Genomic DNA, 11,918 nt, shown 5'->3' on the forward strand with positions numbered 1-11,918 from the left:
GCCCGGGGCCGAAAGCGACCGCGCCATCTCCGCCTTTCTCGGTTTCGCGGCTTCGATCCGGCCATTCCGCCAGGACGATGCCGCGCCGGATTATGCCGGCCCGCTGACCGCGGAACGCTACGTCAAGACGCCGATCCATCTTTTGACCACCGCCTCGCTCGCACGGCTCAAGACGCTGCATCCGGAAGGGGCGGCCGACCCGCGCCGCTTCCGTCCCAACATCGTCATCGACATGGCCGCGGTCGAAGGTTCGTTTCCCGAAGCCGAATGGGTCGGCCGCAAGCTCGCTATCGGCGACCTGCTGCTCACCGTCTCGGAGCCGTGCCGCCGCTGCGGCTTCACCATCATCGCCCAGGACGGCTTCGACGCCGATCCCGGCATCCTGCGCAACCTGGTGCGCCACAACGCCCACAATCTCGGCGTCTACTGCACCGTCGACCGGCCGGCGCGGATCGAGGTCGGCGCGACGATGCGCTTCGTCTAGCAATACACCAACGCCTTTTTCGCCTGCCCCTTGTCTTTCGCTGCAACGCACCCCATCATGAGGGTGTGTTCAACAGATCGAAAGGAGGTGATCCGATGTCGAGTGATTTCGTTTTCCAGAACGTGGCCTCAGCGGATTGCACTTTCGGGAAGCAGTCTTCCCGTTAAGGCGCGAGAAGCGCGGCAGGTGATGCGATGGCATCACCGCCAGAGACCGCGTCATGGACGGAAACACGGAAGGCCGCCGGCTTCGTGAAGAAGCGGCGGCCTTTTCCGTTTGGCGGGCTGCGCACGCGCTCGCCGCAACGTCTCAGCGGTTGATCGTGAGCTTCTCGATGTTCTCGGTGATCTTGCCGAACGCGTCGGACAGTTCCGGACCGTTGGCCGCCTCGTAATAGTGCTTGAGCGACGATGTATCGGCCGTGGCGCAATCCTTGAGCAGGGTCTTTGCCTGGTCACGCTCCGTCGCCGTCATCGACGGATCGTTGAGATCGAAGCCGATGGTGAAGATCTCGATGCCGTCGCGCTTCATGTTGGCGCAGATGCTTTCGGCGTTGCCGCGCGACATCTGGCCTTGGTCCTGTGATTTGGGCGCGCCGCGCGCTCCGGCAAAGGCAGTGTTGAACTGGCCGTCGGTCATCAGGATGGCGATCTTGGCCACCTTTCTGGTGTCGAAATTGGCGGGGCCGGCGCCGAGGCCGGCGTCCGCGATCGCCGAGCGCCAGGCCGGCGAGAGCATGTAGTAACCCCACTGCGCGGCGATCCCGCCGGCCGTGACGCCCGCGGCGCTGAAATGGTCGATGGCGGTGAGCAGCTTGCCTTCATCGGCGGTCAATGGAACGAGGGCGGCCGAGGGACACACTTTCATGCGGTAGTCGCGGTTGACCTTGGCCTGATATATCCTGCCCTTGTTGTCGAGGCGCAGCGTGTAGGGCCCGTCGGACGAATAGTCGGCATAGCCGTCCTTGTCCTTGCGCTCGGTCGCGCATTTGTCGGGCGCCGAAGTCGCCGACGCCGATACGGGCGCGTCGATCGGCGGCGGGACCTTCGGGCCAGTCGCCGTCTCGACGAACAGGGTGCCGGCCAGGCCGCCTGTATTGACGGCCTCGGCATAGGGGACGATCGACACCCGCACGCGCGGATTGCCGGGGTCGCGGTTCTGGCCGAGCAGATCCTTGACCGCGTCCGAGGCGGCAGCCTGCAGGTCGCCGATCTTGTTGGTCTTGGCGCGCTTGTCGGGGGCCATCGACCCGGTGACGTCGAGCATCATCGCCACCTCGATTGTCTTGTCGGAATAGAGCGCGGTGGTGGAGACGGCAATGCGCGTGGTGTCGCCCATGCTGAACAGCGGGAAGTAGAAGGCGACATCGACATGCGCGTCCGCCCGGACGGTCTTTGCGGCCTTGTCTACCGTCAATTTGTCGAGGACGACCTGGCCGGCTTGCAGGATGCCGGCCGCGCTGTTGGCGTCGAGAAAAGCCTGCACCGACTTGCTCGCGTCGGCCTCCTTGATGACGTCGGTGGTCAGGTCCCGCGCCGTCGAGGTGACGGCTGCGTCGACCACGCCCTGCAGGCTGGATTGGGCATTGTAGATCTGGGTGATGTTGACGCCGAAGCCGACACCGAGCGCCAGCACCGAGGCGGCGGCGCCGAACAGGATGGCGAAGTTTCCGCCGCGATCCCTGGCAAAGCCGCCTGCCCCGTGAACAAGACCCGCAAAACGCCGCATCTTCCGCCTCCATTCGCCATCGGCCTCGAAGCCGACTGACGGATGCGGTGCAGGATTCCGGCCGGGTTGGGGCACCCTGCCGGATGAATCCGGCGCTTTCTAGTCAAGTCCTTGTTTTTGCTTGAATTCCGAGCAAGTCAGGGTGAACGGCCGGTAAACAAAAGGCCGTGGCAGCCGCGGAGTTTAGGAAGTGCTTACCATGCTCCGTCTTCGCGCGACCGAGCCGCCAACCGCGATCCCAGTCCGGCACAGGCGCGCTGTGCCGAAGCGGATCATGATCCGGCTCTGTGTCTTGCGGGAATCCGGCCGCGGCAGGGCCTATGCCAGCATCTGCGCGCTGACCGTCCTGTCGACGTTGTGATGGGGCGGGCTGAACAGATTGCGCTCCTGCTCATAGGTCCAGACCTTGAACAGCTTGAGCTGATGCTGGCCGAAGCTGTGCAGCAGTGGCACGTCGGTAGCGTCGCGGCCGCGCGCGATGACAACGCGGCCGATCCTGGGAATATTGTGGCGGGGATCGAACGTGTACCATTTGCCGTCGAGGAAGACTTCGAGCCAGGCCGAGAAGTCCATCGGCGCCGGATCGACGGGAACGCCGATGTCGCCGAGATACCCGTTCACATATCGAGCGGGCATGTTCATGGCGCGGCACAGCGCGATCGCCAGATGCGCGAAGTCGCGGCAGACGCCGACGCGCTCCTCATGCGCCTGCGCCGCCGTGCGGGTGGCGCGCGCATAGCCGTAGCCGAAGGACAGCCGACTGTGGACGTAATCGACGATCGCCTGCGCCCGCGCCCAGCCCGGCGGCAAGTTGCCGAACCGCTGCCAGGCGAGATCGCTGAGATGGTCTGTTTCGCAATAGCGGCTGCCAAGCAGGTAGACGAGCACGTCATCGGGGAGCTCCGCCACCGGCGTTTCCCTGGCGAGCGTGTTGACCTCGTCCGGCTCACCGCTGTCCTCGATGACCGCGTCATAGAGGATGCGAAAGCCGCCGGCAGGCGCGGTGAAGCGGCGGCAGCTGTTGCCGTGGCGGTCGTGGTAGACCCTGGTCGGCACGGAAGGCGAGGTGAGCACGCGCGTCTGCCGCTTGATGTCGGCCTGACGATCCCTGTGGATGTCGAGCAGCGAGATGATCGGCGTCGATCCGGCGCATTCAATGGCGATTTCGTAGCCGAGCCGGATCAGCATCGCGATACCCCCTGCGGTCATTCTGGAAGACAGTCTTTTCAACGCGGCAGGCCTGCCATGGTTCCCCTTGGAACACTTTCAGGAACAGTGCGTAGTGGTCTTCCGTACGGAATTGCGCAAAACAGATATTGGAGCGGTTTGCACCGCTCCGGCATGTCAAAAGGCGGCCTTGCGCCTTTCCACGGCCCGGCCATGCGGCTACGATCGATCGTAGCTTAGTCCCTCCCGAATACGACCTCCAGGATTTTAGATGTTTGCAGGCAGAAAATTCGCGGCCTTCCTGTTCGATATGGACGGCACGGTGATCAATTCCATTGCCGCGGCCGAAAGGGTGTGGACTGACTGGGCTCAGCGCCAGGGCCTCGACGTCGCGACCTTCCTGCCGACGATTCATGGCAAGCGGGCTGTCGAGACCATCGCCGCGCTGATGCTTCCGGGCATCGATCCGGTGCTTGAGGCCGACGCGCTGCTGAAGGCTGAAGCGGGTGATCTCGAAGGCATCGTGCCGATCGCCGGCGCGGTGGCGTTTCTCAAGTCGCTGCCGCCGGAGCGCTGGGCGATCGCCACCTCGGCACCGCACGAACTGGCGCTGCTGCGCATGAAGGCGGCCGGCATTCCTGTTCCCGCCGTGATCGTCGCGGCCGAGGACGTCACCCGCGGCAAGCCGGCGCCCGATTGCTTCCAGCTCGCAGCCAGGCGTCTCGGCGTCGACGCACGCGACTGCCTGGTCTTCGAGGACGCTCCGGCCGGCATCGCGGCGGCGGAAGCGTCCGGCGCTTCCCTGATGGTGATCAGCGCCACGCACACGCATCCGATCGCGACGCTGCACGCATCGATCGCCTCTTACGACGAGCTTGGCATTACCGTCGATGATCGGGGTGGGATTGAGTTGGCACCGTCTCGGGCCGCGGCCTAGAGGGCGTCGAGATTCAGGTCAGGCCGAGTCGAGAAGGGTGGTTTCCGAGAACCGGAGGGGAGCGTACTTGAGGTACGTGAGCACCGGAAGCGCAGGAAACCAGCGTTCGCAGGCCGGCCTCACCTGAATATCGGCGCACCCGCTAAAAGTCGCTGGTAAGACCTTTCACCTCCCAGTCGCCGTAGCGGCCGGGTTCCTTGCCGCCGCGGCCGCCGATTTCCTTGGGCAGCGCGGCTTCCTTTTCGCGATATTTCCGGCGCCTCGCCTCAGCCTCGGCCAGCGCGCGGCTGGCCGCCGGCGTCGGGGTTTTTTGCGGCGCGTCGCTCGCCGGCGCGGCATCGGCTTTGCTGGTCTGGTCGGTCATGCGATAGTCCCGGCGCATTGAAACAGGGGCAGGTGTCTCCCATCATATAGCCATGAACTCGCAAGGATCGACCCCTTTCGCCACCACGGACGGATCTAGACGATGAACACCCTTCGCACAGCAATGCTTCTTGCCGCGATGACGGCGCTGTTCATGGGCGTCGGCTTCCTGATCGGCGGCTCCGGCGGCATGGTGATCGCGCTGCTGATCGCCGCCGGCATGAATCTGTTCAGCTACTGGAACGCCGACAAGATGGTGCTGTCGATGAATCGCGCCGTCGAGGTCGATGCGAAGAACGCACCTGAGTTCTACGCCATCGTCCAGGCGTTGGCCAAGCAGGCCGGCCTGCCGATGCCGAAGACCTATCTGATCGACAATCCGCAGCCCAACGCGTTCGCCACCGGCCGCAATCCCGAGAATGCCGCAGTGGCCGCCTCCACCGGGCTGCTGGAACAGCTCTCGCATGAGGAAGTGGCGGCGGTGATGGCGCACGAACTCGCCCACATCCAGCACCGCGACACGCTGACCATGACCATCGTCGCGACGCTGGCCGGTGCCATCTCGATGCTCGGCAACTTCGCTTTCTTCTTCGGCGGCAACCGCGACAACAACAACCCGTTCGGCTTCGTCGGCGTGCTGGTGGCGATGCTGGTCGCGCCCTTCGCCGCGATGATCGTGCAGATGGCGGTGAGCCGTACCCGCGAATACGAGGCCGATCGGCGCGGCGCCGAAATCTGCGGAAATCCGCTCTGGCTGGCATCTGCCCTTGACAAGATCGCCCGCGGCGCCGAACGCATCCGCAACCCGGATGCCGAACGCAATCCGGCGACGGCGCACCTCTTCATCATCAATCCCCTGCACGGCGAGCGCATGGACAGTCTGTTCTCCACCCATCCCAACACCGACAACCGCATCGCCGCCCTGCAGGAGATGGCGCGCGAGATGGGCGGCCGCGCAGCGCAGGCGCCACGCCAGGCGCCGACATCCGATCCGGCTGACGACGAGCGGACGCCAGGTCCATGGGACCAGGCCGCGCGGCCACAGCAGCCGGCGCAACCCGCCAGGCCTAGGCCCAATCCTTGGGGCCGCAACCCGACCGGGCCCAAGGGTCCGTGGTCGTGAGCGGCGCCAAACGCCGGCAGCGCACCCCAGGCGATCGTGACGACAGGACCGAGGCGGTCGCTGGCCTCGCCGCGCGCAAAGCGGCGGCGCGCTTGCTTGCCGCGGTCATCGACGCGCGCACGCCGCTCGACGGTCTGACCGACCACGACAACGGCCACCCGCAATACCGGGCGCTCGACATGCGCGACCGGGCGCTGGTGCGCGCCATACTGGTCACCGCGCTGCGCCACCGCATGACGATCGCCGGACTTCTTTCCCGCCGGCTGGAAAAGCCGCTGCCGCAGAACGCCACCGCGCTGTCGCACATTTTGCATGTGGCGGCGGCGCAGATCCTGTTCCTCGACATTCCCGACAGCGCCGCCGTCGACCTTGCCGTCACCCACGCCAAGTCCGATCCGCGCACGCTGCGCTTTTCCGGCCTCATCAACGGCGTGCTGCGCACGCTGGCGCGGGCCAAGGACGCCGAACTCGCCCCCGCGCTGATCGCCACCGAGGAAGCGCCGGCATGGTTTTCCGGCCGGCTGAGGGCGGCCTACGGCGTGGACAAAGCGAAAGAAATCCTTGCCGCCCATCGCCACGAGGCGCCGGTCGATTTTTCGGTCAAGTCCGATCCGGCGCTCTGGACCGAGCGGCTCGGCGGCATCGTCCTGCCGACCGGCACGATACGGGTGGAAAGGCTCAGTGCCTCCGTACCCGAACTTCCCGGCTTCGCCGAGGGGGCGTGGTGGGTACAGGACGCCGCCGCCGCCCTGCCGGCCCGCCTGTTCGGCGACATCAAGGGTCTGCGCGTCGCCGACCTCTGCGCCGCCCCCGGCGGCAAGACGGCGCAGCTCATCCTTGCCGGCGCGCGCGTCACCGCCGTCGACACCTCGAAGAACCGGCTGACGCGGCTGGCGCAAAATCTCGAGCGCCTCGGCCTGACCGCTGAGCTCGTGCAGACGGACCTGCTCGACTACCGGCCGGCTGAGCTGTTCGATGCCGTTCTTCTCGACGCGCCCTGCTCCTCGACCGGCACGGTGCGGCGGCATCCCGACGTGCCGTGGACCAAGACGATGGCCGATGTCGAAAAGCTCGCCGCGCTGCAGCGCAAGCTGCTCGCCCGTGCCGTCGGCCTGACCAGGCCCGGCGGGCGCATCGTCTTTTCCAACTGCTCGCTCGACCCGCTCGAAGGCGAGGAGCTTTACCGCGCCTTCCTCGCCGAGACAGCCGATGTCGTCGACGATCCGGTCCGCCGCGGCGAGATCGCCGGCATCGATCCGTTCCTGACGGCCGAGGGCACGTTGCGCACCACGCCGGCCGATCTGCCGCACGAATCGCCCGGACTGTCCGGCCTCGATGGCTTCTTCGCCGCCCGCATGCGCCGCGCCGGTTAACGCATCTCGCCAAAGCGCGCATCGCCTGAATCCGTTTCGACACGACGCGCTTTGGCGCTTGTTTTCGTAAAACTTGCCGACTTTTTTAGGGAGGATCGCGTCCCGATTGGGTTCACTCGGTCACCCGCGCGAAATCCGCCTTCGCATAAGTTCTTGAATCATATAAGCTTGTGCCTGGGTCGGGACGATCAGGAGGGGTTTTGGCAATCGCTGCCGGCAGCACGACGCGGCTATGGACGCTTGTTGCGAAGGAGTTCTGGCGTAAGACCCGCCGGCGTTTGCGCGCCGGCCCGGTCTATCGCTGGCGCTATTCCGGCCGCACGCCCGAACGCGTCCTGATCGCCCCGCCGGATCTCAGACTCGCAGACCCGCAGATCGCGCTCGAAATCTACTATGGCCGCTATCCGCTGTCGGGACATCTGGTCGAGACCGGCGGCAAATCGCCCTTCCAGATCGACGTGCCCAATCGCGGTTGGCAAAAGACGCTGCACGGCTTTCGCTGGCTGCGCCATATGCGTGCCGCCGGCACCGAGCTTGCCGCCGCCAATGCCCGCGCGCTGGTTTCCGACTGGATCGCCATCCATGGCAACCAGATTTCCGGCATCGCCTGGGAGCCCGGCACCACCGCCAAGCGCGTGATCGCCTGGCTGCAGCATTCCTCCGTCGTGCTCCAGGGGGCCGAATTTCCTTTCTACCGTGCCTTTCTCAAATCGCTTGCCGTGCAGATCCGTTATCTCCGCTCGATGGCGCGAGCGATGCCCGACGGCAAGGACAGGTTGCGCGCCCGTATCGCGCTCGCCTTCGCCGCTCTGTCGCTGCCAGCACCGGCATCGGCATTGCGCGGTGCCACCCGCAATCTCGCCGAGGAGCTTGACCGCCAGATCCTTCCCGACGGCGGCCACATCTCGCGCAACCCGATGACGGTTCTGGAGCTGCTCGCTGACCTGCTGCCGCTGCGCCAGACCTATGCCAACCAGGCCGAGACGCCGCCTACGGCTTTGATGGGCGCCATCGACCGCATGCTGCCGGCGCTGCGCTTCTTCCGCCATCAGGACGGCAGCCTCGCCCGCTTCAACGGCATGGGGGCGACCATCCACGACCGCATCGCCACCATCCTGCGCCATGACGACACCGTCGGCGCGCCGCTGCTGCACGCGCCGCATTCCGGCTATGAGCGCCTGTCGATGGGCGGCGTCACCGTCATCGCCGACACCGGCCTGCCGCCGCCCGTCGACGTGTCCAACGCCGCGCACGCCGGCTGCCTCGCCTTCGAGATGTCCTCCGGCCGCCAGCACTACATCGTCAATGCCGGCATCGACACCTATGGCGCCGCCGAGTTCCGGCCGCTGGCCCGCGCCACCGCCGCGCATTCGACCGCCACCGTCAACGACATGTCCTCGGCGCGTTTCAGCCATTCGCTGCGCGTCAATGACCTGCTCGGCTCGCCCTTGATCGGCGGTCCGCAGCATGTGCCCTGCAAGCGGACTGACCTGAAGGGCAGCCAGGGCTTCCTTGCCCGCCATGACGGCTATGTCCAGCGCTTCGGGTTCCTGCACGAGCGCGAAATGAAACTGTCGAGCAACGGCAATGTGCTGACGGGCCGGGACCGCTTCCAGCGCCCCGGCGGGGCCGCGATCCGCAACAATGGCCGCGACTTCGTCGCCGTGCGCTTCCACGTCCACCCCGACATCAACCTGCTGCAGGACGAGCATGACCGCCTGGTGCTCGCCGCTGACCAGGGCGATACCTGGGTGTTCACATGCGCTGGCATCGTGCCCGAGGTGGAGGAGTCGATCTATTTCGCCGGGCTCGGCGGGCCGCGCCGCAGCCGGCAGATCGTGCTTGCCTTCAAGGCCTCGGAGATATCGGAGGTCCACTGGCAGCTGACCAGGACGACCATCGCCGGCTATCCGGAAAACAACTGACGGCGCGCAACAGCGTGTGATGCCAGCCGCACGGCGCTTGATTTCCTGATCTCATGTGCTACGGCGCGGGCTTCTTCCAATCCAGCCTTGAAAGGCCGCCAGCCCATGGCCGTCGCCGCCAAGAACATTCCCGCGCCCGACCTCGTTCCCGTGCGCCGCGCGCTGCTGTCCGTCTTCGACAAGACCGGCCTGATCGACTTCGCCAAGGCGCTCGCCGCCGCCGGCGTCGAGCTGGTTTCGACCGGCGGCACGGCCAAGGCGATCGCCGACGCCGGCATGGCGGTGCGTGACGTCTCCGAACTGACCGGCTTTCCCGAGATCATGGACGGCCGCGTCAAGACGCTGCATCCCTCGGTGCATGGCGCGCTGCTCGGCGTGCGCGACGACCCTGAGCATTCGAAGGCGATGCGCGACCATCATATCGAGCCGATCGACCTCGTCGTTTCCAACCTCTATCCGTTCGAGGAGGTGCGCCGTTCCGGCGCCGGCTACGCCTCGATCGTCGAGAACATCGACATCGGCGGACCGGCGATGATCCGCGCCTCGGCCAAGAACCACGCCTATGTCGCCATCGTTACCGATCCCGAAGACTATGCGGCGGTGCTCAACGCGCTGGAGATGAATATCGGCTCGCTGTCGCTGGATTTCCGCAAGAAGCTGGCGGCCAAGGCCTTCGCCCGCACCGCCAGCTACGACGCCGCGATTTCCGGCTGGTTCGCCGAAGCGCTGGAGATCGAGCATCCGACCTGGCGCGCCTTCGGCGGCAGGCTTGATCAGGTGATGCGCTATGGCGAGAACCCGCACCAGGGCGCCGGCTTGTACCTCAATGGCGACAAGCGGCCGGGGGTCGCCACAGCGCGTCAGTTGCAGGGCAAGCAGCTCTCCTACAACAACATCAACGACACCGACGCCGCCTTCGAGCTGGTCGGCGAGTTCGATCCTGCCGCCACAGCCGCCGTCGCCATCATCAAGCACGCCAACCCCTGCGGTGTCGCCGAAGCGACCTCGCTGAAGGTGGCCTACGCCAAGGCGCTCGCCTGCGACCCGGTCTCGGCCTTCGGCGGCATCGTCGCCATGAACCGCATCCTCGACGCCGAAGCGGCGGAGGAGATCGTCAAGACCTTCACCGAGGTCATCATCGCGCCCGACGCGTCCGAGCACGCGGCAGCGATTGTCGCCGCCAAGAAGAACCTGCGCCTTTTGGTCACCGGCGGCCTGCCCGATCCGCGCGCCGCCGGTACCACGGTGAAATCGGTCTCCGGCGGACTGCTCGTCCAGGGCCGCGACAATGCGGTGGTCGACGATCTCGAACTGAAGGTGGTGACCAAGCGCGCGCCGACGCCGGCCGAGATGGCCGACCTGAAGTTCGCCTTCCGTGTCGCCAAGCACGTCAAGTCGAACGCGATCGTCTATGTCAGGGACGGCGCCACGGTCGGCATCGGCGCCGGCCAGATGAGCCGTGTCGATTCCTCGCGCATTGCCGCCCGCAAGGCACTTGATGCGGCGGAAGCCGCGGGCCTGTCGCAGCCGTTGACCAAGGGTTCGGTGGTCGCTTCGGACGCGTTCTTCCCTTTCGCCGACGGCCTGCTGTCGGCGATCGAAGCCGGCGCCACCGCCGTCATCCAGCCGGGCGGCTCGATGCGCGACGACGAAGTGATCGCCGCCGCCGACGCGCACGGCATCGCCATGGTGTTCACCGGCGTCAGGCATTTCCGGCATTAGTTTTCGGCAGAGAGACGTTTGAGAATTCGCTCCGCTGAGTCGGATGGCGTGGTTTTCGAGAACCGAAGCGGAGCGGACATTCGAGTCCGTGAGCACCGGAAGCGCAGAAAGCCGCGTCAGGCGGCCAGCGGAGTAGAATTATCGAATGTCTCTCACTCCACCGGCTGATCCGCCGGATACGGCGTCCTGATCAGGATCGCTATGCCGATGCCGAGGAACAGGATAATGACCGCCATGCCGAGCCGGGCCGAGTCGGTGGCCCAGCTGATCGTCGCCAGCAGGAACGGCGCCAGGAAGCTAGTCGCCCGGCCCGACAAGGCGTAGATGCCGAAATAGCGGCCGGATTCGGCGGCCGTGACGCTGCGCGCCATGTAGGAGCGCGACGATGCCTGCACCGGGCCGAAGGCAAGCCCGATCAACAACCCGTAGAGGATGTAGGCCTTCTCGGCCGCAGTGCCGAACAGGCCGCCGGAATCGACGGTGGAAAGCTGGATCAGGCCGAGCAGCGTGAAACCCGGGCCCGTCGAGACGATGCCGGCGGTGGCCACTGTCAGCATCACCAGCGCGATCATCACCACCGCCTTGGAACCGAGCGCGGTGTCGAGGCGGGCGGCGATCCAGCAGCCGAAAATGGCGACGACATTGAGGATGATGCCGAAGATGCCGATCTCGGTGATCGACCAGCCGAACATCGCCGCCGCGAACACGCCGCCCTGCGTCAGCAGCGCATTGACGCCGTCCTGATAGATCATGCGGGCGACGAGGAAGCGGAAGATGCCGACGCGCTTGCGCGCCTCGGCCAGGGTCGACCTCAGCTCGGACAAACCCTGGCGCACGGCCGGTCCGATCGGGATGCCTTTGGCGGCATCGGGGGTGAAGAAGAACATCGGCAGGATGAACAGGAAATACCAGCCGGCCGACATCGGCCCCGTGGCGCGGGCATCCTCGCCAAGCTTCGGATCAAGCCCGAGGATCGGGTCGAGGCCGATGATCGTCTTGCCGGTTTCGGGATTGCCGGCCATGAACAGGATGACGAAGATAAGCGCGATCATGCCGCCGAGATAGCCCAGCCCCCAGGCGATATTGGAGACGCGGC

General features: G+C 66.0%; 10 protein-coding genes. 6 read left to right on the plus strand and 4 right to left on the minus strand.

The genetic code is table 11. From position 1 onward, the window contains the following. On the plus strand, positions 1–484 hold a 484-nt coding region (locus tag EN742_RS10050), incomplete at its 5' end, for an MOSC domain-containing protein (protein WP_128332744.1). 309 nt (positions 485–793) lie between these two features. Here the strand turns inward: EN742_RS10050 and EN742_RS10055 are convergent. After that, entirely contained in the window at positions 794–2,212 is a 1,419-nt protein-coding gene (locus EN742_RS10055; protein ID WP_127405331.1) for a pilus assembly protein, read from the minus strand. A 318-nt stretch (positions 2,213–2,530) separates the two neighbouring features. Continuing rightward, positions 2,531–3,400, minus strand: coding sequence for a transglutaminase family protein (locus EN742_RS10060; RefSeq protein WP_127405338.1), 870 nt, complete (start codon positions 3,398–3,400; stop codon positions 2,531–2,533). A 250-nt stretch (positions 3,401–3,650) separates the two neighbouring features. Here EN742_RS10060 and EN742_RS10065 point away from each other — a divergent pair, with 250 nt between their 5' ends. Then, positions 3,651–4,316 carry an HAD-IA family hydrolase gene (locus tag EN742_RS10065; RefSeq protein ID WP_128332745.1) on the plus strand — a complete coding sequence of 222 codons (666 nt, stop codon included), beginning with the start codon at positions 3,651–3,653 and terminating at the stop codon, positions 4,314–4,316. A 142-nt stretch (positions 4,317–4,458) separates the two neighbouring features. Here the strand turns inward: EN742_RS10065 and EN742_RS10070 are convergent, their stop codons facing one another. Next, complete coding sequence (locus EN742_RS10070; RefSeq protein WP_127405329.1) at positions 4,459–4,680, minus strand: DUF1674 domain-containing protein; 222 nt, start codon at positions 4,678–4,680, stop codon at positions 4,459–4,461. Positions 4,681–4,782: 102 nt separating this feature from the next. Here EN742_RS10070 and htpX point away from each other — a divergent pair, with 102 nt between their 5' ends. From htpX to purH, 4 genes are all read left to right on the plus strand, one after another. Then, positions 4,783–5,802, plus strand: coding sequence for a zinc metalloprotease HtpX (gene htpX / locus EN742_RS10075; RefSeq protein WP_128332746.1), 1,020 nt, complete (start codon positions 4,783–4,785; stop codon positions 5,800–5,802). Then, entirely contained in the window at positions 5,799–7,175 is a 1,377-nt protein-coding gene (locus EN742_RS10080) for an RsmB/NOP family class I SAM-dependent RNA methyltransferase (protein ID WP_245482375.1), read from the plus strand. Before htpX ends, EN742_RS10080 begins: the two co-directional genes overlap by 4 nt. Positions 7,176–7,375: 200 nt before the next feature. Continuing rightward, the gene (locus EN742_RS10085; protein ID WP_128332747.1) at positions 7,376–9,100 is read left to right on the plus strand and encodes a heparinase II/III family protein; all 1,725 of its coding nucleotides are present in this window, start codon (positions 7,376–7,378) and stop codon (positions 9,098–9,100) included. Positions 9,101–9,205: 105 nt separating this feature from the next. Next, positions 9,206–10,822 (plus strand): bifunctional phosphoribosylaminoimidazolecarboxamide formyltransferase/IMP cyclohydrolase, encoded by a 1,617-nt coding sequence (gene purH, locus EN742_RS10090; protein ID WP_126057580.1) that lies wholly within the window; start codon positions 9,206–9,208, stop codon positions 10,820–10,822. A 152-nt stretch (positions 10,823–10,974) separates the two neighbouring features. On the opposite strand, the gene EN742_RS10095 is transcribed toward purH, so the two are convergent. Continuing rightward, positions 10,975–11,918, minus strand: a 944-nt coding sequence (locus EN742_RS10095; protein ID WP_148670065.1) for an MFS transporter, incomplete at its 5' end; no start/stop codon positions are given.

Source organism: Mesorhizobium sp. M4A.F.Ca.ET.020.02.1.1 (genome assembly GCF_004022645.1).
Classification (GTDB): Bacteria; Pseudomonadota; Alphaproteobacteria; order Rhizobiales; family Rhizobiaceae; genus Mesorhizobium.

What these genes read in the sequence shown, in the direction of transcription:
- EN742_RS10055 (WP_127405331.1), bottom strand. Translation starts at nt 2,212, where the DNA reads ATGCGGCGTTTTGCGGGTCTTGTTCACGGGGCAGGCGGCTTTGCCAGG.
- EN742_RS10060 (WP_127405338.1), bottom strand. Translation starts at nt 3,400, where the DNA reads ATGCTGATCCGGCTCGGCTACGAAATCGCCATTGAATGCGCCGGATCG.
- EN742_RS10065 (WP_128332745.1), top strand. Translation starts at nt 3,651, where the DNA reads ATGTTTGCAGGCAGAAAATTCGCGGCCTTCCTGTTCGATATGGACGGC.
- EN742_RS10070 (WP_127405329.1), bottom strand. Translation starts at nt 4,680, where the DNA reads ATGACCGACCAGACCAGCAAAGCCGATGCCGCGCCGGCGAGCGACGCG.
- htpX (WP_128332746.1), top strand. Translation starts at nt 4,783, where the DNA reads ATGAACACCCTTCGCACAGCAATGCTTCTTGCCGCGATGACGGCGCTG.
- purH (WP_126057580.1), top strand. Translation starts at nt 9,206, where the DNA reads ATGGCCGTCGCCGCCAAGAACATTCCCGCGCCCGACCTCGTTCCCGTG.